The organism is Saccharothrix sp. NRRL B-16314, from assembly GCF_000716595.1.
In the GTDB taxonomy this organism is placed as follows: Bacteria; Actinomycetota; Actinomycetes; order Mycobacteriales; family Pseudonocardiaceae; genus Actinosynnema.
Map to the genome: position 1 here is coordinate 159,150 of NZ_JNXC01000002.1, position 21,595 is coordinate 180,744.

General features: G+C 71.9%; 21 protein-coding genes. 10 read left to right on the forward strand and 11 right to left on the reverse strand.

Annotated elements, in window-relative coordinates:
• Positions 1–12 precede the first annotated feature (12 nt).
• A complete protein-coding gene (locus OQ02_RS05670; RefSeq protein WP_033437188.1) occupies positions 13–1,698 on the reverse strand; it encodes a DUF885 domain-containing protein in 1,686 nt (561 codons plus the stop codon).
• 105 nt (positions 1,699–1,803) lie between these two features.
• Between OQ02_RS05670 and OQ02_RS05675 the strand changes: the two genes are divergently transcribed.
• Positions 1,804–2,454: a DUF3153 domain-containing protein gene (locus tag OQ02_RS05675; protein ID WP_033437189.1), complete on the forward strand. Its 651-nt coding sequence runs from the start codon at positions 1,804–1,806 to the stop codon at positions 2,452–2,454.
• 46 nt (positions 2,455–2,500) lie between these two features.
• Positions 2,501–2,938: a carboxymuconolactone decarboxylase family protein gene (locus OQ02_RS05680; RefSeq protein ID WP_231499888.1), complete on the forward strand. Its 438-nt coding sequence runs from the start codon at positions 2,501–2,503 to the stop codon at positions 2,936–2,938.
• A gap of 60 nt (positions 2,939–2,998) precedes the next feature.
• On the opposite strand, the gene OQ02_RS05685 is transcribed toward OQ02_RS05680, so the two are convergent.
• Entirely contained in the window at positions 2,999–3,883 is an 885-nt protein-coding gene (locus OQ02_RS05685; protein WP_033437191.1) for a methylenetetrahydrofolate reductase, read from the reverse strand.
• A gap of 105 nt (positions 3,884–3,988) precedes the next feature.
• Here OQ02_RS05685 and OQ02_RS05690 point away from each other — a divergent pair, with 105 nt between their 5' ends.
• Together OQ02_RS05690 and crtI are read left to right on the forward strand one after the other, a co-directional pair.
• Positions 3,989–5,056: a polyprenyl synthetase family protein gene (locus tag OQ02_RS05690; protein ID WP_033437192.1), complete on the forward strand. Its 1,068-nt coding sequence runs from the start codon at positions 3,989–3,991 to the stop codon at positions 5,054–5,056.
• A gap of 2 nt (positions 5,057–5,058) precedes the next feature.
• Entirely contained in the window at positions 5,059–6,552 is a 1,494-nt protein-coding gene (gene crtI, locus OQ02_RS05695) for a phytoene desaturase family protein (RefSeq protein ID WP_033437193.1), read from the forward strand.
• Here crtI and OQ02_RS05700 read toward each other — a convergent pair.
• Together OQ02_RS05700 and OQ02_RS05705 are read right to left on the reverse strand one after the other, a co-directional pair.
• Positions 6,485–7,216, reverse strand: coding sequence for an ABC transporter permease (locus OQ02_RS05700; protein ID WP_033437194.1), 732 nt, complete (start codon positions 7,214–7,216; stop codon positions 6,485–6,487). The genes crtI and OQ02_RS05700 overlap by 68 nt on opposite strands.
• Complete coding sequence (locus tag OQ02_RS05705) at positions 7,213–7,917, reverse strand: ABC transporter ATP-binding protein (RefSeq protein ID WP_033437195.1); 705 nt, start codon at positions 7,915–7,917, stop codon at positions 7,213–7,215. Before OQ02_RS05705 ends, OQ02_RS05700 begins: the two co-directional genes overlap by 4 nt.
• Before the next feature lie 203 nt (positions 7,918–8,120).
• On the opposite strand from OQ02_RS05705, the gene mptB reads away from it, so the two are divergent.
• Positions 8,121–9,671, forward strand: coding sequence for a polyprenol phosphomannose-dependent alpha 1,6 mannosyltransferase MptB (mptB, locus tag OQ02_RS45575; RefSeq protein WP_033437196.1), 1,551 nt, complete (start codon positions 8,121–8,123; stop codon positions 9,669–9,671).
• Positions 9,668–10,555, forward strand: coding sequence for a phytoene/squalene synthase family protein (locus tag OQ02_RS45580; RefSeq protein ID WP_051771898.1), 888 nt, complete (start codon positions 9,668–9,670; stop codon positions 10,553–10,555). The genes mptB and OQ02_RS45580 overlap by 4 nt, the downstream gene beginning before the upstream one ends.
• Before the next feature lie 6 nt (positions 10,556–10,561).
• On the opposite strand, the gene OQ02_RS05720 is transcribed toward OQ02_RS45580, so the two are convergent.
• Together OQ02_RS05720 and OQ02_RS05725 are read right to left on the reverse strand one after the other, a co-directional pair.
• Positions 10,562–10,990: a hypothetical protein gene (locus OQ02_RS05720; protein ID WP_156076896.1), complete on the reverse strand. Its 429-nt coding sequence runs from the start codon at positions 10,988–10,990 to the stop codon at positions 10,562–10,564.
• Between the two features lie 169 nt (positions 10,991–11,159).
• The gene (locus tag OQ02_RS05725) at positions 11,160–11,525 is read right to left on the reverse strand and encodes an Rv2175c family DNA-binding protein (RefSeq protein ID WP_033437423.1); all 366 of its coding nucleotides are present in this window, start codon (positions 11,523–11,525) and stop codon (positions 11,160–11,162) included.
• 399 nt (positions 11,526–11,924) lie between these two features.
• Between OQ02_RS05725 and OQ02_RS05730 the strand changes: the two genes are divergently transcribed.
• Positions 11,925–14,063, forward strand: a complete 2,139-nt coding sequence (locus OQ02_RS05730) for a Stk1 family PASTA domain-containing Ser/Thr kinase (RefSeq protein WP_033437199.1) — start codon at positions 11,925–11,927, stop codon at positions 14,061–14,063.
• 70 nt (positions 14,064–14,133) lie between these two features.
• On the opposite strand, the gene OQ02_RS05735 is transcribed toward OQ02_RS05730, so the two are convergent.
• Positions 14,134–15,522, reverse strand: a complete 1,389-nt coding sequence (locus OQ02_RS05735) for a class II 3-deoxy-7-phosphoheptulonate synthase (protein ID WP_033437200.1) — start codon at positions 15,520–15,522, stop codon at positions 14,134–14,136.
• A 63-nt stretch (positions 15,523–15,585) separates the two neighbouring features.
• Between OQ02_RS05735 and OQ02_RS05740 the strand changes: the two genes are divergently transcribed.
• Positions 15,586–16,605, forward strand: a complete 1,020-nt coding sequence (locus tag OQ02_RS05740; RefSeq protein WP_033437201.1) for a DUF2891 domain-containing protein — start codon at positions 15,586–15,588, stop codon at positions 16,603–16,605.
• Here OQ02_RS05740 and OQ02_RS05745 read toward each other — a convergent pair.
• The gene (locus tag OQ02_RS05745; RefSeq protein ID WP_033437202.1) at positions 16,592–18,322 is read right to left on the reverse strand and encodes an AfsR/SARP family transcriptional regulator; all 1,731 of its coding nucleotides are present in this window, start codon (positions 18,320–18,322) and stop codon (positions 16,592–16,594) included. The genes OQ02_RS05740 and OQ02_RS05745 overlap by 14 nt on opposite strands.
• 102 nt (positions 18,323–18,424) lie before the next feature.
• Between OQ02_RS05745 and OQ02_RS05750 the strand changes: the two genes are divergently transcribed.
• Positions 18,425–18,673, forward strand: a complete 249-nt coding sequence (locus OQ02_RS05750; protein WP_156076897.1) for a DUF4242 domain-containing protein — start codon at positions 18,425–18,427, stop codon at positions 18,671–18,673.
• A 50-nt stretch (positions 18,674–18,723) separates the two neighbouring features.
• The gene (locus tag OQ02_RS05755; RefSeq protein ID WP_033437203.1) at positions 18,724–19,080 is read left to right on the forward strand and encodes a cupin domain-containing protein; all 357 of its coding nucleotides are present in this window, start codon (positions 18,724–18,726) and stop codon (positions 19,078–19,080) included.
• A 69-nt stretch (positions 19,081–19,149) separates the two neighbouring features.
• Here OQ02_RS05755 and OQ02_RS05760 read toward each other — a convergent pair whose 3' ends face one another.
• The 3 genes from OQ02_RS05760 to OQ02_RS05770 all read right to left on the reverse strand — a co-directional run bounded on the left by OQ02_RS05760 (position 19,150) and on the right by OQ02_RS05770 (position 21,522).
• Positions 19,150–20,175, reverse strand: a complete 1,026-nt coding sequence (locus tag OQ02_RS05760; protein WP_033437204.1) for a 6-phosphofructokinase — start codon at positions 20,173–20,175, stop codon at positions 19,150–19,152.
• Positions 20,176–20,255: 80 nt separating this feature from the next.
• Entirely contained in the window at positions 20,256–20,768 is a 513-nt protein-coding gene (locus tag OQ02_RS05765; protein WP_033437205.1) for a polyadenylate-specific 3'-exoribonuclease AS, read from the reverse strand.
• Between the two features lie 22 nt (positions 20,769–20,790).
• Positions 20,791–21,522: a lysophospholipid acyltransferase family protein gene (locus OQ02_RS05770; RefSeq protein ID WP_033437206.1), complete on the reverse strand. Its 732-nt coding sequence runs from the start codon at positions 21,520–21,522 to the stop codon at positions 20,791–20,793.
• Between the last annotated feature and the right edge of the window lie 73 nt (positions 21,523–21,595).

The following is a 21,595-nucleotide window of genomic DNA, read 5'->3' on the forward strand; positions in this document are numbered from 1 at the left end:
GACCCGAACGGGTCAGAGCTCCGCGAGCCGCTCACGAAGAGTGTCCAGGCCCATGGCTCCCATTTCCAAGGCTTCCCGGTGAAAACGCTTGAGGTCGAACTCGGCACCGTGCCGGGCACGGGCGTCCTCGCGGGCCGCCAGCCACAGCCGTTCGCCGAGCTTGTACGACGGCGCCTGGCCGGGCCAGCCCAGGTAGCGGTCGATCTCGTCCTTCACGTGCGCCGCGTCGGTGATGGTGCGGGTGAGCATGAACTCCAGACCCAGGTCCGGCGTCCACCGCTCGCCCTCGTGGAACCCGGTGCCGCGGGGGATTTCCAGCTCCAGGTGCATGCCGATGTCGATGATGACGCGGGCGGCCCGGAACAGGTGGGCGTCGAGCATGCCCAGCAGGTCGCCGTCGTCCTCCAGGTAGCCGAGCTCGCGCATCAGCCGCTCGGCGTACAAGGCCCAGCCCTCGCCGTGACCGGATACCCAGCACATCAGCCGCTGGAACTCGTTCAGCTTCTCCGCCTGGTAGACGGCCGTGGCGACCTGGAGGTGGTGGCCGGGCACGCCCTCGTGGTAGACGGTCGAGACCTCGCGCCAGGTGGAGAACTCGTCCTTGTCCTCCGGCACGGACCACCACATGCGGCCGGGCCGGCTGAAGTCCGGCGTGGGACCGCTGTAGTACGCGCCGACGCCACCGCCGGGCGGCGCGATGCGGCACTCCAGCTTCATCAGCTCGTCCGGCAGGTCGAAGTGCACGCCGCGGACGGCCAGCAGCGCCTTGTCGGACAGCTCCTGCATCCACGACTGGAGGCCGTCCTTGCCTCGCACCAGGTAACTCGGGTTCGCGTCCAGCGCGGCGGCGGCCTCGGCGAGCGTGGCGCCCGGCTTGATCCGGTCCGCCACCTGCTTCATCTCGGTCTCGATGCGGGTGAACTCCTCCCAGCCCCACTCGTAGGCCTCGGCCAGGTCGAGGCGGGAGCCGGTGAAGAACCGGGACTGCAGCCGGTAGACGTCCTCGCCGACCGCGTCCTTCTTCGGCGCCTTCGGCGCGAGGTCGTCGCGCAGGAACACGGCCAGGTCGCCGTACGCCTCGGCGGCGGCCTTCGCGCCCGCCTCCAGCTCGGTGCGCAGCGCACCGTCCGCGGGGGCGCCCGCGATCAGGGTGGCGAAGAACGACGACTGGCCACCGGCCCGGCCCGCCCACCGGTCGCACTGCTCGGCGACCCGGGTGACCTGCCGCAACGCCGCCGACCGGTCCTTATCCGCGGCGTAGGCGAGGCCCGCGCGCAGGTTCGCCACCGCGTCCGGCACGGCGGTGAGCCGCTTGGCGATCACGGCCCAGTCGTCGGCGGTCTCGGTCGGCATCATGTCGAACACTTCGCGCAGCGACTGCACGGGGCTGGCGATGACGTTGAGGTTGCCCTCCATCAGGCCGGCCTCGTGCAGCTCGACCTCCAGGCCGGTCCGCTCCAGGAACACGGCCTTCGCGTCGGCTTCCGACTTGTCGGCCGGTTCGGCCGCGGTGATGGCGGCGAGCGCGCGCTGTGCCAGCTCCTTACGGGCGGCGTGGCCCTCCGGTGAGTAGTCGGTCAGCCGGTCGTCGTGACCGGGCATGCCGATGAACGTCGCGGCCAGCGGGTCCGCTGCCGCGTAGTCGGCTACGAACTGGTTGCTGATGCCGTGCACGCCGGCGGAGGAGGAGGTCGACATGAATCGCACGCTACCTCCGGCGCGTGTCCCTCCAACAGGTAATTAGCCACGCTCACGACCGTGTCCCAGCGGTCAACTTTTGACCGCTGCCGGCAGGATGGCCGCGTGTCCAGGGCCTCCGCGCTCCTCCTGCCGATGTTCCTCCTCGCGCTCTTCTCGCTGACGGGGTGCGTCCGGCTGCACGCCGCCATGGCGTTGTCCCAGGACGACCGGGTGTCCGGCGAGATCGTCGCCGCCACGCCGCCCACCCAGGACAACGACCCCGGCCCGCAGTTGAAGGTGCCGAACGAGCTGGCCAGCCGGGTCACCACCAAGCCGTACAAGGTGAACGACTACGTCGGCACGCAGCTCTCGTTCAGCGCGTTGACGTTCGAGGAGGTCAGGACGCTGTCGGCGGCGACGAGCGCGTCGTCCAGCCGGTACCAGCTGTCCTTCCGGCGGTCGGGCGACCTGGTGACGCTGTCCGGGTCGGTCGACCTGACGCAGGTGCCGCCGGAGCGCGCCGACATCCAGGTGAAGATCAGCTTCCCGGGTGAGGTCGTGGACACGAACGGGCGAGAGGAAGACGACGCGACCATCGCGTGGACCCCGAAGCCCGGCCAGGCCTCGATGCTGACCGCGACGGTCCGGTACGCCGGTGAGAACTCGGTGTCGTACTTCGGGTGGACCATGCTGGTCGCCGGGTTGACCGGCGGGGCGGTGCTGATCGTGCTGGTCCTGGCGCTGGTGGCCCACCGCCGCAGCCAGGTCGCGTAGACCGCTGTCACACGGGGGTGGGCGGCCTCGTCCACCTGGCATGAGGATGAAATTCGCCAAAGTGGCGCCCGAGGCCTACCGCCTGATGATCGGACTGGCGACCTACGCCGCCGAGAACGTCGACCGCACGCTGGTCGACCTGGTCCAGCTGCGCGCGTCGGTGCTCAACGGCTGCGCGTACTGCGTGGACCTCCACACGATCGACGCGGTGAAGGCCGGTGAGAACACGCAGCGGCTGTTCGCCGTGTCCGTGTGGCGTGAGTCGAAGTTCTTCAGCGCTGCCGAGCGGGTGGCGCTGGAGCTGACCGACGCGGTGACCCGGCTCGGCGAGCACGGCGTGCCCGACGAGTTGTGGGAGCGCGCGAGCGCGACGTTCACCGAGAAGGAACTGGCCGACCTGCTCGCGCTGATCATCAGCATCAACGGCCTGAACCGGCTCGGCGTGACCCTCGACTCGGCCACGGAGCTGCACCTGCACACCTGAGCCGGACCGTCCACGTCCTCGGTGTCGCGGTTCGAGTGACACCGAGGACGTGCCGGAAGGTCAGGCGCGGGCGGGCACCAGGCCCAGGCGGCCGACGATCTCGCGGGTCGCCTTCGACCGGTTGAACGTGTAGAAGTGCAGGCACGGCACGCCCTCAGCGAGCAGCCGCTCCGCCACCTCCGTCACCACGTCGATGCCTTCCTTGCGGAAACCCGCGGGGTCGTCCACGTACGGGTTCAGCCGCCGCGCGAACGACTCCGGCATCGACGCGCCCGACAGCTCCACCGTCTTGACCAGCGTCCGCGGCGTGGTCAGCGGCATGAGGCCCGGCAGGATGTCCGCGTCGCAGCCCAGCGCGGCCACCCGGTCGCGCAGGCGCAGGAAGTCGTCCGGCTCGAAGAACAGCTGCGCGATCGCGAAGTCGGCGCCCGCCCGCAGCTTCCGCACCAGGTGCTTGGTGTCCTCGTCCAGGTCCGCCGACCGGGGGTGCCCGTAGGGGAACGCCGCCACGCCCACGCAGAAGTCGCCGAGCTCACGGCACAGCCGGACCAGCTCCTCGGCGTAGGTCAGCCCCTCCGGGTGGGCCACCCACGCGCCGTTGGGGTCGCCGGGCGGGTCGCCGCGCACGGCCAGGATGTTGCGCACGCCGACCGCCGCGTACCAGCCGATCACGTTGCGCAGCTCGGCCACCGAGTGGTCGACGGCGGTCAGGTGCGCCATCGGCACCAGCGTCGTCTCCTGCGCCACCCGGCCGGTGGTGCGGATCGTCCGGTCGCGCGAGGAGCCGCCCGCGCCGTAGGTGATGGACACGAACGCCGGGTCGAAGGCCTCCAGCTCGCGGATCGCGCGCCAGAGCACGGTCTCGTCCGCCTCGTCGCGTGGCGGGAAGAACTCGACGGAGAACACGGGAGAGTCCCCGCGCAGGCGTTCGACCACCGACGTCATGGGATTCAGCTTAGAGGTACGTCCGGACAGTGGGAGTTCCCTTTCACTTATTGGGACAAGCCCCCCGGTTGGGCACCCGGCGGCGGCAGAGGTGACCATAGACGGGTGCCGTTCCACGCGTTGGACCTAGAACTGCCCAAGCACGTCGACGAGGCGTTGGCAGGTTATCTCGCCGACCGCCGGGCGTTGGGCGTGCGCATGGAGGAGACGTTCACCGACGCCGTGGACGCGCTGTCCGATTTCGTCCTCGGCGGTGGCAAGCGGATCCGGCCGACGTTCGCCTGGTGGGGCTGGCGCGCGGCGGGCGGCGACCCGGGCGACGACCTGGCCGACGCGGTGCTCACCGCGGTCAGCTCGCTGGAGCTGCTCCAGGCTTGCGCGCTGGTGCACGACGACCTGATGGACGCCTCCGAGACCCGCCGCGGCATGCCCACCGTGCACGTCCGGTTCGCGCGCAAGCACCGCGCCGAGGGCTGGCTCGGCGAGGCCGACCGGTTCGGGCTGGCCGCGTCGGTGCTGATCGGCGACGTGGCGCTGGCCTGGGCGGACGACATGCTGTTCGCCGCCGGGCTGCCCACCGACGCCCTCCAGCGGCTGAGCCTGCCGTGGCGCGACATGCGCACCGAGATGCTGGCCGGCCAGTTCCTCGACGTGCTCACCCAGGCCCGCGGCGACAGCTCGCCGGACGCCGCCCTGCGCATCGACCGGCTCAAGACCGCCGCGTACACCGTGGAACGGCCGCTGCACATGGGCGCGGCGATCGGCGGCGGCTCACCCGAGCTGGTGGACGGCCTGCGCTCGTTCGGCCGGGACATCGGGGTGGCCTTCCAGCTGCGGGACGACCTGCTCGGCGTGTTCGGCGACCCGGCGGTGACCGGCAAGCCCGCGGGCGACGACCTGCGCGAGGGCAAGCGGACCCTGCTCGTGGCGCTGGGGATGGAGTTCGGCGCGGACGTCTTGCACGAGGCGCTGGGCAAGCCGGACCTGGACGTGGCCCTGGTGGACGAGGTGCGCGCCCGGCTGCGCGAGGTCGGCGCGGTGGACGCGGTCGAGGAGCGGATCGTCGAGCTGACCGGGTCGGCCCTGCGCGCCCTCGACCGGGCGCCGGTCGCCGAACCCGCTGGTGAGCGGCTGGCGGAGCTGGCGGTCAGCGCCACGAAGCGGACCTACTGACGATGCGCACGGTCACCGGCCGCACGGACCACGTTGTCGTGGTCGGCGCGGGACTCGCGGGCTTGTCCGCCGCGCTGCACCTGCTCGGCGCGGGCCGCCGGGTCACCGTGGTCGAGCGGGACGCCGTGCCCGGCGGCCGGGCCGGGCGGCTGGACCTCGGCGGGTACCGGTTCGACACCGGGCCGACCGTGCTGACCATGCCGGAACTGGTGGACGAGGCGCTGCACGCGGTCGGCGACTCGCTGCACGAGCGGCTCGACCTGCGTCCCGTGGAGCCCGCCTACCGGGCCAGGTTCGCCGACGGCAGCACGCTGGACGTGCACGCGGACGCCGAGGCGATGGAGGCCGAGGTGCGCCGGTTCGCCGGTCCGCGCGAGGCCGAGGGGTACCGGGCGCTGCGCCGCTGGCTGACCGACCTGTACCGGGTGGAGCGCGACGCGTTCATCGGCGCGAACTTCGACTCGCCGTTGTCGCTGGTCACGCCCCAGTTGGCGAAGCTGGCCGGTTTGCGCGGGTTCGCCAGGCTCGGGCCGTCGGTCGCGCGGTTCGTGCACGACGAGCGGTTGCAGCGGGTGTTCTCGTTCCAGTCGCTCTACGCGGGCGTGGCGCCGCGCAAGGCCCTCGCCGCGTACGGCGTGATCGCGTACATGGACACCATCGCGGGCGTCCACTACCCGCAGGGCGGGATGCGGGCGCTCCCGGACGCGTTGGCCGCTGCCGCCCGGGACGCGGGCGCCGACCTGCGCTTCCAGACCCCGGTGGCCTGGCTGGAACGCATCGGCGGCCGGGTCGCCGCCGTGCGGACCTCGCACGGTGAGCGCATCCCGTGCGACGCGGTCGTGCTCACCCCGGACCTGCCGATGTCGTACCGCCTGCTGGGCCACCGCCCGCGCCGTCCGCTCCCGATGACGTGGTCGCCGTCGGCGGTCGTGCTGCACGCGGGCGTGGACCGGACGTGGCCGGAACTGGCGCACCACACCTTGTTCTTCGGCCGCGCGTGGGAGCGGACGTTCGACGAGCTGACCCGCCGCGGCTCGCTGATGAGCGACCCGTCGCTGCTGGTCACCGCGCCGCCGGGGCAGGGCATGTTCGTGCTGGCGCCCGCGCCGAACCTGCGCACCGGCCGGATCGACTGGGACCGGGTCGGCCCCGCCTACCGGGACGAGCTGGTCGGCGTGCTGGAGGCGCGCGGGCTGACCGGCTTCGGCGAGTCCATCCAGGTCGAGCACCTGGTCACGCCGAAGGACTGGGCCGCGATGGGCCTGGCCGCCGGCACGCCGTTCTCCGCCGCGCACACGTTCGCCCAGACCGGCCCGTTCCGGCCGCGGAACCTGGTGCTGGACAACGTGGTGCTGGCCGGTTGCGGCACCACGCCGGGCGTGGGCGTGCCGCCGGTGCTGATCTCGGGCCGGCTCGCCGCGCAGCGGGTCACGGGGTCCGTCGGCGCAAGGTCGCGGCGCCCAGCAGCAAGGCCACGAGCGCACACCCCGCGATGACCACCAGGTTCCGCACCAGCGTGCCGTCCACTTCGGCGGACGTCGTCACCCGCGTCAGCGCGTCGACCGCGTAGGACAGCGGCAGCGCGTCGGAGATCCAGTTCAGCACCGTCGCCATCCGGTCGCGCGGCACGAACAGCCCGCACAGCAGCACCTGCGGCATCACGATCGCGGGCATGAACTGCACGGCCTGGAACTCGGTGCGGGCGAACGCGCTGGCGAACAGGCCGAGCGCCATGCCGAGCAGCGCGTCCAGCACCGCGATCACCAGCAGCAGCCACACCGAGCCGGCGATCTCCAGCCCGAGCCAGGTCAGCGCGACCGTGGCCGCCACCGCCACCTGCACCACCGCCACCAGCCCGAACGCCAGCGCGTAGCCCAGCAGCACTTCGACCCTGCCGATCGGCATCGTCATGAGCCGCTCCAGCGTGGCGGTGAGCCGCTCCCGCAGGGTGGTGATCGACGTGACGATGAACATGATCGTGAACGGGAAGACGCCCAGCAGCGCGGGCGCGGCCCGGTTGAACGCCTGCCCGGAGTCGAAGACGTACCGCAGCAGCACGAGCAGCAACGACGGCATGAGCACCATCAGCGCCACGGTGCGGTGGTCGTGCCGGAGCTGGGTGAGGATCCGCTTCGCGGTGGCCAGGGTGTTGACGGTCATCGCCGGACCAGCGCCAGGAAGGCCTGTTCGAGGTCCTGCGCCCCGGTCCGCGCCCGCAACGCGTCCGGTGTGTCGTCGGCGAGGATCGCGCCCTCCCGCATCAGCAGCAGCCGGTCGCACCGGGCCGCCTCGTCCATCACGTGGCTCGACACCAGCAGCGCCGCGCCCGCGTCGGCCAGCCGGTGGAACAGCAGCCACAAGTCCTCGCGCAGCACCGGGTCCAGGCCCACCGTCGGCTCGTCCAGGACGATCACCTCCGGCTTGCCCAGCAACGCCACCGCGAGGCTCGCCCGCCCCTTCTCGCCACCGGACAGCGTGGTCACGAGTTGGTCCGCGTTGCCCTTCAGCCCGACCTCTTCGAGCACCCGGTCCACGTCACCGCGCGGTGCGCGCAGGATCGACGCGAAGTAGCGCAGGTTCTCCGCCACGGTCAGGTCCGCGTACACCGACGGGCTCTGCGTCGAGTAGCCGATCCGGTCGCGCAGCACCGGGCTGCCCGCCGGGTGGCCGAGCACGGTCACCCGCCCCGACGCCACCACCTGCACACCGACCACCGCGCGCAGCAACGTCGTCTTGCCGCACCCGCTCGGCCCGAGGAGCCCGGTCACCGACCCGCGCGGCACCTCGAACGTGACATCGCGCACGACTTCACGACCGCCGCGCACCACTCGCAAGCCGCCGACGTCGACCGCTGTGGACATGCGTTGGATTATCGCCCTCCGGAGCCGATCCGCCAGGCCTCAGCGCAGGTCGAACCGATCCCGGTCCGGGACCGAATACTCCAACTGGCCACTGCCCCGGGCGGGCGGGCCGTGCGACGATTCGTCCCGGTGTCACGAGCGCGTCACCAGGTTGAGCAATCTCGTGCAGGCGCGTCCGGCCGTTGTGCGACGATGTTGCCGCGATGGCCGCGACACCGTCTTCTCCACGATCGAGCGCCGCACCTGTCGAGCCGGTGCGGTCGTCGGCTACCCAGGTTCCGGAGCAGGCCAGTCGATCGAACCGGCCGGACCGCTCCGATCCCGGCGGCATCCCCATCCGCACGATCCTGCTCGGCGTCGGCGGCGTCATGCTGCTCGCGCTGGGCGGCACCGGCGCGGGCGCGATCCTCAAGCACGACCCGGTGCTGGCCGACACCTCGCTGAGCTTCATCCGGTACGGCCACGGCCACGACCTCGCCACCGCGGTCCTCTACGTCGGGCTCGGCATGGTCGTCTGGGCGTGGATCAGGCTGGGCCGGATGGTGCGCAACCGGCACGTCGGCAGCGCCGCGGTGCTGACCGCGATCGTCGCCTGGACGCTGCCGCTGCTGTTCGCCCCGCCGTTGTTCAGCAAGGACATCTACAGCTACCTGGCACAGGGCCAACTCGCGCTCAACGGCCTCGATCCGTACTCGGTCGGGCCGGCGGTGCTCCAAAGCCCGCTGTCGGACAACGTGAGCTGGGTCTGGCAGAACACCCCCGCGCCGTACGGGCCGCTGTTCCTCATGCTCGCCGAGGGCGTCGTGTGGGTGACCGGCGGCAGCGTCATCGGCGGCGTGGTGATCATGCGGTTCGTGCTCGCCACCGGCCTCGCGCTGCTGTGCTGGGCCCTGCCCGGCCTCACCCGCCACCTCGGTGGACGACCCGCGATCGCGCTGTGGGTGGCCGCCGCGAACCCGCTGATGCTGGTGCACCTGATCGCCGGCGCGCACAACGACCTGCTCATGGTCGGTCTGCTGGCCGCCGGCGTGCTGCTGGTGCTGGACCGCAGGCACGTGCTGGGCATAGCGGTGGTGACGCTGGCGTTCGCGGTGAAGGCCACCGCCGTGGTCGCGCTGCCGTTCCTGGTGCTGGTGTGGGCACGAAGGCTGCCCGGCACGCGGACGGCGCAGCTGGGCAAGGCCATCGCGGGCGGTGTGGCCACGTTCGTCTCGGTGTTCGCCGCGACCACCCTCGTGTCCGGGCTGGACCTGGGCTGGATCCCCGCGCTCAGCTCGTCGTCCACGATCGTGAACTGGCTGTCGCTGCCCAGCGCGGTCGGCGACTTCGCGCACACCGCGGTCAACGCGGTCGTCCGGGTCGAACCGGGCTGGTTCATGACCATCGCCCGTGCGCTCGGCTCGCTCCTGCTGGTCTACATCGCGTGGCGGCAGTGGCGGGCCGCCCGGGACGGCGGTCCGGAGGCGGTCCGCCGCGCCGCGATCACCATGCTGGCCGTGGCCCTGCTCTCCCCCGCGACGCTGCCCTGGTACTTCAGCTGGCCGCTGGTGATGGCCGCCGCGCTGCCGTGGACCGGGGTGGGCCTGAAGGCGGCGGCGTTCTTCTCGACCTGCCTGCTGCTGGTGACGTTCCCCAACGGCGACACGGCGCTGTACGCGTGGGTCTACCTGGCGCTGGTCGCGGCGGTGTCCGCGCTCGCGTGCGTGTCGCTGACCAAGCCCGACCCGCTGAGGCTGTCCGGCAGGTACGCGTGACGGACCTCGCCGCGGCGTACGCCCGTTGCCGCGAGCTGAACGCCCGGCACGGTCGCACGTTCTTCCTCGCCACGAGGCTGCTCGGCCCGGACCAGCGGCCCGCCGTGCACGCCCTGTACGGCTTCGCGCGGTGGGCCGACGAGATCGTGGACAGCGGCGAGTCGGCCGACCCGGCGGCCGAGCTGGAGCGGTGGGGAGCCCGGCTGGAGGAGGAGTGGGCGGGGCGGGCGACCGGTCACCCGGTGCTCGCCGCCGTGGTGGACACCGCGCGCCGCTACTCGATCGACCACGCGCTGTTCACCGAGTTCCTGGCGTCGATGCGGATGGACCTGACCGTCACGTCGTACCCGGACTTCGCCGCGCTGGAGCGGTACGTGCACGGTTCGGCGGCGGTGATCGGGCTGCAGCTGCTGCCGGTGTTCGGGACGGTCGTGCCGCGGGCCGAGGCCGAGCCGTCCGCCGCCGCGCTCGGCCGGGCGTTCCAGTTGACGAACTTCCTGCGCGACGTCGGGGAAGACCTGGACCGCGGCCGGCTGTACCTGCCGGAGGACGTGCTGGCGGTGCACGGCGTCGACCGCGAGCTGCTGGTGTGGTGCCGGCGGACCGGCAAGTCGGACCAGCGGGTGCGGCGGGCGTTCCGGCACGTCCTCGCGCACACGTTCGCCGAGTACCGGGAGGCCGAGGTGGGGGTGCCGATGCTGCGCCCCCGGTCACGGCCGTGCGTCCGGACCGCGCTCAAGCTGTACCGGGAGATCCTGGACGAGATCGTGGCGGCCGACTACCAGGTGCTGGACCGGCGGGTGGCGGTGCCGGACTCGCGGCGGCTGGCGGTCGCCGTGCCCGCGTTCGGACGCGCGCTGGTGGCCCGGGTCATCGGTCGCTGACCCCGGTCAGTAGTGCTGCGGCGGTCCCCCGGGCTGCCCGGCCCACCCCGGCTGTCCCGGGTGCGGCGGCCCGACCTGCGGTCCGGTCTGCGGCGGCCCGTGGTGCGGCGGCCCGGACGGGACCGGAGGTCGCCCTTGTGCGGCTGCCTCCTTGGGCCGCTCGAACTGCCCGAGCGCGATGGCGGCGAGGATGAGCCCGAGCCCGACCGGCAGCAGGACTTGGTAGTCGAGGACCTCGCTGCTGCCGGGTCCGGTGAAGGAGCCCTGGCGGATCTGGCACTTGACGCTCGTCGACGACGGGCGCTCGGGCTCGCAGACCCAGACCGCGTTGATGCTCCCGTTCGTCGAACTGGTGTCCGACAACACGGACGCGCCGATGCCGAGCAGCGCCAAACCGGCGACGATGAGCACGATGCGGACTACACGGAGGAACACGGCCGGAGTCTGGCACAGGGGACGCCACCCGGGTGGCGGAACGATCAAGTCCGCCGGGCGGACGGCCGACATCACCGCGGAGCACGACCTCCGGGCGAAGCACGACGTCCGGGCGGCCCGGTCAGGACCGCCCGGACGTCGCCGGTCGTAGTGGGTGGTGCGTGGCTCGTCAGAAACCCAGGGCCTGTGCCCGGCGCTTCACCTCACGGCCGCGGTCGCCGCGCAACGCCTCGATGGGCGTGCCGGGGAGGGTTTCGTCCTCGGTGAACAGCCACCGGAGGATCTCTTCGGTCGAGAAGCCGGAATCGCGCAGCACCGTGACGGTGCCAGGCAGCCCCTTGACGACGCCTCCGGCAGCGAGGAACGCGGCGGGGACGACGAGGAGACCGTTCCGGCGCTCCGCGAGCAGTTGACCGTCGCGCAGCAACTGGTGGACACGGTTGATCGGTAGGGCAAGACGCTCGGCGACCTCGGGTAGAGGCAGGACCTCCAGGTCGGGAGCCAGCACATCCGCAGCGGCAGGAATCGCACTCACCTGCGTCACGATGCCACAACGACGTGAACGACGCCCTGCGCCAACCGGGTGGTGGGCGTACACCCGCGGGTCGCCTTTCGGACACTGGCCCTTAACCGGGGGTGACGTCGGTGCCGGAGGTCGCCGCCCGCCGCGCCGCGCCGAACGGTCCGGGTCGCACCGGCGAGCCGCCCTGATCGGGCGTCGAAAACGGCGGGGTGATCGTCCTGGAGGTCGCCTGCGGCCGTGGTCCGCGCGCCGCTCCGACTATCGAACAAGCGTTCGATATCGTGGAGGGCACCTTCGCACTCGCCGGACACCCCCTGTTTAACCGGGGTTTGACGCAGATCCCACAAGCACGCATGGGATGCTCCGGCGCACAGCATCGGTCTGCACCACCCCACCGTACGATCCACGGCTGTGGAAAGGTCGGCGACGAACGTGATCGGCGGGCTGCTCGAACAACGCTACCGGGTCGGCACCCTGGTGGCGCGGGGCGGCATGTCCACCGTGTACCGCGGTGTGGACACCCGGCTGGAGCGCGCCGTGGCCATCAAGGTCATGGACCCCAGGTTCTCCGCGGACCCGCAGTTCGTCGCGCGGTTCGAGCGCGAGGCGCGGGCCGCCGCCAAGCTCCACCACCCGGGCGTGGTGCAGGTGCACGACCAGGGCGTGGACGAGGACCGGGTCTTCCTGGTGATGGAACTGGTCGAGGGCGGCACGCTGCGCGACCTCATGACCGCCCGCGGCAAGCTGGACGTGCCGCTCGCGCTGACCGTGATCGAGAAGATCCTCTCGCCGCTGGCCGCCGCGCACCGGGCCGACCTCGTGCACCGGGACGTGAAGCCGGAGAACGTCCTCATCGGGCCGGGCGGCACGGTCAAGGTCGCCGACTTCGGTCTGGTCCGGGCGGTGTCGACCGCCGGCGTGACCAGCGACACCATGATCCTGGGCACAGTCGCCTACCTTTCACCCGAACAGGTCACGACGGGCACCACGGACGCGCGCAGCGACGTGTACTCGGCGGGCGTGCTGCTGTACGAGATGCTGACCGGCACGCCGCCGTACGTCGGCGACAACGCCATCTCGGTGGCCTACCGGCACGTGAACGACGAGGTGCCGCCGGTGCCGGACGTGCCACCGGCGGTGGCCGAGCTGGTCCGCCGGGCGACCCGCAAGGAGCCGTTCCTGCGGCCCGCGGACGCCGACTCGTTCCTGTCCGAGGTGGAGACGGCGCGGGCGGTGCTCGGGCTGGCCACCGTGGACGTGCCGGTGCCCGCCGCGGCACCGGCGGCGGCACCGGCGGTCGAGCCTGCGGATCAGCCGACGGCGCACGTGCCCGCGCCGCCGGGCCCGGCCGAGCAGACGTTGCGGGTGGAACCGGTGCGGGTGGGCGCGGGCGTGCCGTTCGCCGAGCCGACCGTGCCCGTGCACCGGCCGAACCCGCTCGTGCCGCCGTTGACCGGCCCTCAGGGCACCAAGGCGATCTCGCGGGCGGACCTGCTCGCGCCGCCGTCCGAACCCAGCCCCATGGCCCCCAACCTCCTGGCACCCAGCGCCGTCGCACCCAACCCGATGGCGCACCTCCCCGAGGCGCCCCGGCCGCCGGCCCGCGTGCGGCCGAAGAGACCGCCGAAGAAGAAGACGCCCGAGCAGCTGCACGAAGAGATGCGGGCGCGCAGCAAGCGGCAGTTCGTCACGTGGATCAGCGTCGTGGTGGTCGCCGCGATCCTCGTCGGGCTCACCAGCTGGTGGTTCGCGGTCGGTCGCGTCACGAAGGTGCCGAACCTGGTCGGGCAGGAGCTGTCCACGGCCATCGCGCAGCTCGACGGGGCCTCGCTGAAGTCCACCCAGAAGACCGAGAACAGCGACACCGTGCCCGCCGGGCAGGTGATCAGCACCGACCCGGCGGCCGGCACCGAGGCGATGCAGGGTGACCACGTGCGGATCGTGGTGTCCGCGGGCAAGCCGGTGGTGCCGCAGGTCAAAAGCGGTGTCGAGGTCGCCGAAGCCGAGCGCGAGATCGCGTCGATCGGGCTGAAGCCCCAGCTCAACCCCGCCGAGGACGCGTTCAGCGACCGCGTGCCCAAGGGCAAGGTGGTGACGCTGAAGCCCGCGCCCGGCACGCCGGTGCCGATCGGCTCGACGGTGGTCGTCGTGCTGAGCAAGGGCTCCGAGCCCAAGCCCGTGCCGAGCGTGACCGGCAAGACGAAGGAAGAGGCGTTCGCGGAGCTCAGCGCGGCCGGTTTCGACCCGGTCGAGGGTCCGGCGGAGTTCTCGGCGGCGGTCGACGCGGGCAAGGTGGTCCGCACCGACCCGCAGGCGGGCTCGAACCTCCCGGCGACCAACCGCACGGTGACCGTCGTGCTGTCCAACGCGGTGACCGTGCCGCAGGTCGAGGGCAAGTCGCTCAAGGAAGCGAAGAAGATCCTGGAGGAGGCGGGCCTCAAGGTGGACGTCCAGTTCAACAACCGCGACAGGGCCCGCGTCGTCAACCAGTCCGTCCGTGGCGGCGAGCGCGTCCCCAAGGACACGACGATCACGGTGATCGCCGTGTAGAGGGCTTGGCACGACAGTGGCCCCCGACTCCTGGAGTCGGGGGCCACTCGTCACTCTCGCGCCGGCGTGGTCAGCTGCGGAGCATCTCCGCGACCAGGAACGCCAGCTCCAGCGACTGCTGCGTGTTCAGCCGCGGGTCGCAGGCGGTCTCGTAGCGGCCCGCCAGGTCGATGTCCGAGATCTCCTGGGCGCCGCCCAGGCACTCGGTCACGTCCTCGCCGGTCAGCTCGATGTGGATGCCGCCGGGGTGCGTGCCGAGCCTGCGGTGCACCTCGAAGAAGCCCTGCACCTCGTCCACGATCCGGTCGAAGTGCCGGGTCTTGTAGCCGGTGGACGCCTCGTGCGTGTTGCCGTGCATCGGGTCGCACTGCCAGATGACCTGGTGGCCGGAGGCGGTGACCTTCTCCACGATCGGCGGCAGCACGTCGCGCACCTTGCCGTTGCCCATCCGGCTGATCAGCGTGAGCCGACCGGGCTGGTTGTGCGGGTCCAGCCGCTCGACGTACTCGACCGCCATCTCCGGCGTGGTCGACGGGCCGATCTTCAGGCCGATCGGGTTGGACAGGAGCTCGGCGAACGCGATGTGCGCGCCGTCCAGCTGCCTGGTCCGCTCGCCGATCCACAGGAAGTGGGACGACAGGTCGTACAGCCGCGGCTGGTCGCCGTTGGTGTCCAAGCGCAGCAGCGCGCGCTCGTAGTCGAGCAGCAGCGCCTCGTGCGAGGCGAAGATCTCGGTGGTGTGCAGCGACGCGTCGTTCACGCCGCACGCCGACATGAACCGCAGGCCGCGGTCGATCTCGCCGGCCAGCGCCTCGTACCGCTCACCCGCCGGCGACTGGCGGACGAAGTCCTTGTTCCAGTCGTGCAGCTTGTGCAGGTCGGCCATGCCCGCGGTGGTCATGGCGCGCAGCAGGTTCATCGCCGCGCCCGCGTTGGCGTAGGCGCGGATCATCCGGGACGGGTCCGGCACGCGCGCCTCGGGCGTCGCGACCAGCGAGTTGACGATGTCGCCACGGTAGGACGGCAGGCCGAGCGCGTCGATGCCCGACGAGCGCGGCTTGGCGTACTGGCCCGCGATGCGGCCGATCTTCACCACCGGCAGGCTGGCGCCGTACGTGAGCACGACGGCCATCTGGAGCAGGGTCCGGATGTTGGCGCGGATGTGCGGCTCGGTGTTGTCCGCGAACGTCTCCGCGCAGTCGCCGCCCTGCAGCAGAAACGCCTCGCCGCGGGCGACCTCGGCCAGGTTGGCGCTCAGCCGGTCGATCTCGGCCGGCACGGTGATCGGCGGCACGCTCTCCAGCACGGCGCGCACCCGGCGCACCTGCTCGGCGTCCGGCCACTCGGGCTGCTGAGCGGCGGGACGCTCCAGCGCGTCGTCCAGTCGCGTGCGCATCTCAGGCGGGAGGGGCGGAAGCTCGGGAAGCGTGTCCACGGGCACGTCCACGGTCCAGTTCACACGTTAAAGATAGCTGTCCACACCTCGGGACGGGCACGGGTCCGGCTGTGCATGATGTGGCGCATGCCCGACACCCGGATGGATGACAACACGGCGGCCAGGCTGCTCACGACCGCGGTGGAGAACGTCCGGCGGGACTACCCGGCGCACTGGTCGCACGTGATCTCCGGTGACGCCGACCTGGTGCCGCAGAGGGTGCTGCACCCGATCTTCGCCGGGTCGTTCGACTGGCACTCGTGCGTGCATCAGACCTGGTTGGCGGCCCGGGTGCTGCGGCTGCGGCCGGAGGTCGAAGGTGCGGCGCAGGCCCGTCGGACGCTGGACTCGCTGATCACCGCCGAGCACGCGGAGACCGAGGCGGCGTACTTCGACGGTCCCTCCGGCGGGTTCTGGGAGCGCCCCTACGGGTGGGCGTGGCTGCTGGTGCTCGATGCGGAACTCCGCACCTGGGGTTCGCCGTGGGCGGCGGCGCTGCGGCCGTTGAGCACGGTCCTGCGTGACCGGTATCTCGCCAAGGTCGCCGGCGCGCGGCTGCCGAACCGGTCCGGCACGCACGGCAACACCGCGTTCGCCACCGGGCTCGTGCTCGACGCAGCGCGCGCTGTCGGTGACGACGAGCTGGCCTCGGCGTGCGCGGAGGCGGCGTTGCGGTGGCACCGCGACGACGTCGGGTACGGCGGGTTCGAGCCGGACGCGGCGGACTTCCTGTCCCCCGCGCTGACCGAGGCGGACCTGGTGCGGCGGGTGCTGCCGGCCGACGAGTTCACCGCCTGGTTCGAGGCGTTCCTGCCGAACCTGGAGGAGGCGCGGTGGAAGGTGCTGCGCGAGCCCGTGCCGGTGGACGACCCCGGTGACGCGTACGGCTCGCACCTCGTCGGCCTCTCCCTGTCCCGCGCCTGGCAGTGGCGTTCCCTCGCCGCCGCCCTGCCGGCCGGCCACCGCTACGCCGACCTGGCCCGGTCCGCCGCCGACGCGCACCGCGAAGCCGGCCTCACCTACGTCTTCGGCCACGGCTACTACGCCGAGCACTGGCTCGGCACCTTCGCCGCCTACCTCCACCTCGGCGCGTTCACCGACCGCTGAGGCCCGTCGGCAGGCAGGCGGCAGCGGCGGCCAGGCACCGGCGCTGCTCCAGCGGTCGGCGCATCGCCGCGAACCCCTCGGCCGCTTCTAGGAACAACGCCGCCGCCTGCGCGCGCTGGCCTTCCGCACGCCGGACCTCCGCGCGCACCTCCCACAACGCGGCCGACCACGGGCCGCCCTGCCACAGCCCGCTGATCCGCTCCGCCTCCGCGACGTGCGGCCGGGCCCGGCTCGGGCTGCCCGCGCACGCGCACGCCGTCGCCGCCGCGATGCGGAAGTTCATGGAGCACGGATCGCACACGTGCGGCGCGGCGGCGAGCCACCGCTCCGCCTCCCGGATCGCGCTGAGCGCACCGCCGAGGCTGTCGGCGGCGAGCACTCGCACCCCGTGCACGCGGATCACCAGGTGCGACGGGATGCCCGACGACCGGGCCAGCGGGAGCGCGCGGTCCAGGTCGGCACGGGCGGTGGCCCGGTCGCCCCGGCGGACCTCCGCCTCGGCACGGCGTTCCAGCGCCAGGGACTGCGCCGAGACGCACCCGGCGCGTTCGGCTTCCCGCAGCGAGTCCCGCAGGGTGGTCACGGCGGTGTCGAGGTGCCCGGACAGCAACGCGAACTCGCCGAGCAGCAGGTAGGCCAACGCGCGGCCCGCCGCGGAACCCGCCCGTGACGCGATGTCCAGCAGGTCGCGGCCGTACGCCTCCGCGCCTTCGTGCCCGTCCGGCCCGTAGAGGTGGAACTCCTGGAAGCACAGGTGCGCGTCGTAGACCTCCGGCCGCGTCAGGTGCCGCACGGAGTCGGAGAACTCCTCCCGGAACAGCCGGTGCCACGTGCCGCGGGCGTGCGCGACGAGGGCGAGCAGGGTCGACGCCTCCCCCAGCTCGTGCCCGAGGTCGGCGTCCAGCGCCAGCACCCGCACCTGCCTGGCCAGCCGCTCGGCCTCGGCGAGGTGGCGCCGCCCGAACGCGACCAGGCCGTTGGCCAGCGCCACGGCCGCTCGCTGCGCCGGCGACGGCGGCTCCGCTGCGTCCACGGTCAGCGCAGACTCGTACAGCGCGATGGTCTCCGCGTCGGGCCCGATGCCGATCCGCTCCCGCAGCGCGCGGCGCAGCCGTTCGAACTGGCGCAACGCCTCACGGCGGTTGCCCGCGGCGAGGTGGCGCCGCATCACCGCGCGGTGCGCCTGCTCGTCGGTCTCGTCCAGTTCCAGCAGCCGCGTCCAGTCGCCGGCGGCCCTGAGCAGCGCGACGTACCGGCCCTCGACCTTCTCGTGCGGCTCCGCCACCCAGCACTCGTAGCGGTCGTCGGCGAGCAGACCACCGTGGTACTCGGCGGCGACGAGCGCGCACCGGGTCACGTCGCCCGAGGCCAGCGCGGCGTCGGCGGCCCGCTCGAACCGGTCCAGGTCGACGTCGAGGACGCCGACCGGCCACAGCGTCAGCAGCCGCCCCTCGCACCGCACCGCGTCGGCGCGCCCCAGCGCCCGCCGCGCGTAGAACACCGCCTTGCGCAGGTTCGCCCCCGCCGCGTCCACCGGCAGGTCGGGCCACAGCCGGTCCATGACCTGTTCGCGGTGCAGCCGGTGATCCGGTTCCACCGCGAGGAGCTTCACCACGTCCGCGGCCCGGCGGTTGCGCCACACGTTGCCGGGGACGGGCCTGCCGTCGACGGTGACGGAGAACCTGCCCATGACGCGCACCTGGCAGGTGGCCGGCATGGCGGCACCCTACGTCCGCCGCCGCGGAAGCGCCGTGGGAACGGTTTGGGAACGCCGCCCGGCTTAGCGTGTGCCGACCCCCGACCGAATCAGGAGCACACGATGTTGTTCATGGACGTGCACAACCACCTGCCGGAGGGCGCCGGGCCGAAGGACGTGGCCGACGCACACGCCGCCGACCTCCGGACGCAGGACCAGTACGGCGTCCGGTACCTCAACTACTGGGTCGACGAGAAGGACGGCAAGGCCTTCTGCCTGGTCGAAGCCCCGGACGCGGAGTCGGCGCACCGGGTCCACCGCGAGGCGCACGGTCTGGTGGCGGACGAGATCTACCCCGTCGTGCAGGGCTGACGAGCGCGAACCGGCGAACACGAGCAGACGAAACCGAGAGGAGAACGACGATGTCCGTGCTAGCGGCGAAGGACTTCACCGATCCCGACGAGGTGCGGCAGTTCCCGCACGGCCACGTCGACCTGGTCAACGTCGGCCCCGCCACGGTCGGCAGAGCAGAGTTCGAACCCGGCTGGCGGTGGTCGCAGGACGTCAAGCCCATCGCGGGCACCGCGTCCTGCCAGGCGGCGCACACCGGGTACGTGCTGTCCGGCCGGATGCACGTCGTCATGGACGACGGGCAGGAGGCCGAAGCCGGGCCGGGTGAGGCGGTCGCCATCGAACCGGGCCACGACGCCTGGACCGTCGGCAACGAGACCTGCGTGATGCTCGACTTCACCGGCCTGACCGACTACGCCAAGAAGTGACGCGACCAGGCTGTGGACGACGAAGAGCCCCCGGCACCACGGCGCCGGGGGCTCTTGTCGACGGGAAGATCAGCCGAAGAAGACCTCGGCCTCGGCGTAGCGGTGCTCCGGAACGGTCTTCAGCTCCGCCGTCGCCTCCGCCAGCTTGACCCGGACGATCTCCGTGCCGCGCAGCGCGACCATGACGCCGAAGTCGCCCTCGGCGACCGCGTCCACCGCGTGCAGGCCGAACCGGGTGGCGAGCACGCGGTCGTAGGCGGTCGGGATGCCGCCGCGCTGGACGTGGCCCAGCACGACCGCGCGGGACTCCTTGCCGGTCCGCTCCGCGATCTCCTCGGCCAGCCAGGTGCCGATGCCGCCCAGCCGCACGTGGCCGAACGCGTCCTTCTCACCGGAGTGCAGCACCTCGGCGCCGCCCTCGGGCATGGCGCCCTCGGCGACCACGATGATCGGGGCGAACTGGCGCTCGAAGCGCCGCTCCACCCACTCGACGACCTTCTCGACGCTGAACTGCTTCTCCGGCACCAGGATGACGTTCGCGCCGCCGGCCAGGCCCGAGTGCAGCGCGATCCAACCCGCGTGCCGGCCCATGACCTCGACGACGAGCGCACGGTGGTGCGACTCCGCCGTCGTGCGCAGCCGGTCGATCGCCTCGGTGGCGATGTGCACGGCCGTGTCGAAGCCGAACGTGTAGTCGGTCGCGCCCAGGTCGTTGTCGATGGTCTTCGGCACGCCGACGACGCCGATGCCGTCGTCGGTCAGTCGCTTCGCGACGCCGAGGGTGTCCTCGCCGCCGATCGCGATCAGCGCGTCGACGTTGTTGGCCGCGAGGTTCTCGCGGATCCGGTCGACACCGCCCTCGACCTTGTAGGGGTTGGTGCGCGAGGAGCCGAGGATGGTGCCGCCCCTGGTGAGGATGTCCTCGACTTCACCGAGCCCGACCGGCTTGGTCAGGTTCTCGATCGGCCCCTGCCACCCGTTCCGGAACCCCACGATCTCCCAGCCGTGGGCCTCGATGCCCTTGCGGACCACAGCGCGGATGACCGCGTTGAGGCCGGGGCAGTCGCCACCGCCGGTGAGCACACCAATGCGCATTTGCTTAGCCAATCTCTTCTCGTGGCGTGGGTCACCCAAGACTGACACGCCCTGGATCGGTGCAGCAAGCGAGGGTCCACCTACCGGACCGCGAAACCCTTGCGCAGCCGTTCGGTCTCTATCACCTTCCACCGTTCCAGGTTGTGCCGCGCGTCGGCCAACGCGTCGTGCGCGTCGGCGGGCGCGGGCGGCAGGTACGGCTTGCCCACGTCCTCCCAGCGTTGGCGCAGGTCACGGGTGAACCGGGGCAGGCAGCGCGGCAGGGCCGGCATCGAACCCCAGAGCTGCGCCAACGCCACGTGGTCGTAGGCGGCGAACCACGCCCACAGCTCGATGTCGTCCCGGTTGGCCTTGGCGCCGCCGAGGAAGTCGAGCAGGTCGTTCCGGATCCGCTCACGGCTGCGCCACGCCTTGTCGGCGGGCGACGGCAGCTGGTTGAGCACGTTGGCGCGCACCCACGGACCGGCCTTCGCCGGATCGAACTCGGTGGACACGGCGTAGAACTCGCGGCCTTCCTCGTCGACCACTCCGATGGAGACGAGGTCGATCGTCACCCCGTCCTCGATGAACTCACAGTCGTAGAAGAACCGCACCCCACCACCCTAAGGTGCCGGATCAGCCCGCCTTCGTCTCGGGCAGCCGATCGACCGCTTTCGCGGGCCGTGGGGCGCCCTGGTCCTCCTTGGCCTTGGCCGCGTACACGTCGACGTACTCCTGGCCGGACAGCTCCATCAGGGCGTACATGATCTCGTCGGTGATGGACCGCAGCACGAAACGGTCGCCGGACAGGCCCTCGTACCGGGAGAAGTCCAGCGGCTTGCCGATCTTGATCCGGATCGGGTACGGCTTCCACATCCGCGAGCCGATGGGGTTGGCCTTGTCCGTGCCGAACATCGCGACGGGGATCACGGGCACGCCGGACTCCAGTGCGATCCAGGCAACGCCGACCTTGCCCTTGTACAGCCGGCCGTCGGGCGAGCGGGTGCCCTCGGGGTAGATGCCGAGCAGCTTGCCCTCGCGCACGATCCGCACGCCCGTGTCGAGCGCGCCCTGGGCGGCCGACGCGCTGGACCGGTCGATCGGGACCTGGCCGACGCCGTAGAAGAACCAGCGTTGCAGGGTGCCCTTGAGGCCCTTGCCGGTGAAGTACTCGATCTTGGCGGGGAAGGTGACCCGGCGGGACAGCTTCAACGGCAGGAAGAACGAGTCGGAGACCGCGAGGTGGTTGCTCGCCAGGATCGCGCCACCCTCCTTCGGGATGTTCTCCGCGCCCTCGATGATCCGGGGTCGGAAGAACAGGTTCAGGAGCGGCCCGAGAAAGATGTGTTTCATCAACCAGTAGAGCACCGCTGGGAGCGCCTCCTCGACGAGCTTGATCCCCGACGCCAGCCTACGGAGCCGACGGCACAACACACAACGA

Coding starts and splice junctions, on each gene's coding strand:
- OQ02_RS05670 (WP_033437188.1), bottom strand. CDS start 1,698: ATGTCGACCTCCTCCTCCGCCGGCGTGCACGGCATCAGCAACCAGTTC.
- OQ02_RS05680 (WP_231499888.1), top strand. CDS start 2,501: ATGAAATTCGCCAAAGTGGCGCCCGAGGCCTACCGCCTGATGATCGGA.
- OQ02_RS05685 (WP_033437191.1), bottom strand. CDS start 3,883: ATGACGTCGGTGGTCGAACGCCTGCGCGGGGACTCTCCCGTGTTCTCC.
- crtI (WP_033437193.1), top strand. CDS start 5,059: ATGCGCACGGTCACCGGCCGCACGGACCACGTTGTCGTGGTCGGCGCG.
- OQ02_RS05700 (WP_033437194.1), bottom strand. CDS start 7,216: ATGACCGTCAACACCCTGGCCACCGCGAAGCGGATCCTCACCCAGCTC.
- OQ02_RS05705 (WP_033437195.1), bottom strand. CDS start 7,917: ATGTCCACAGCGGTCGACGTCGGCGGCTTGCGAGTGGTGCGCGGCGGT.
- mptB (WP_033437196.1), top strand. CDS start 8,121: ATGGCCGCGACACCGTCTTCTCCACGATCGAGCGCCGCACCTGTCGAG.
- OQ02_RS05740 (WP_033437201.1), top strand. CDS start 15,586: ATGCCCGACACCCGGATGGATGACAACACGGCGGCCAGGCTGCTCACG.
- OQ02_RS05745 (WP_033437202.1), bottom strand. CDS start 18,322: ATGCCGGCCACCTGCCAGGTGCGCGTCATGGGCAGGTTCTCCGTCACC.
- OQ02_RS05750 (WP_156076897.1), top strand. CDS start 18,425: ATGTTGTTCATGGACGTGCACAACCACCTGCCGGAGGGCGCCGGGCCG.
- OQ02_RS05755 (WP_033437203.1), top strand. CDS start 18,724: ATGTCCGTGCTAGCGGCGAAGGACTTCACCGATCCCGACGAGGTGCGG.
- OQ02_RS05760 (WP_033437204.1), bottom strand. CDS start 20,175: ATGCGCATTGGTGTGCTCACCGGCGGTGGCGACTGCCCCGGCCTCAAC.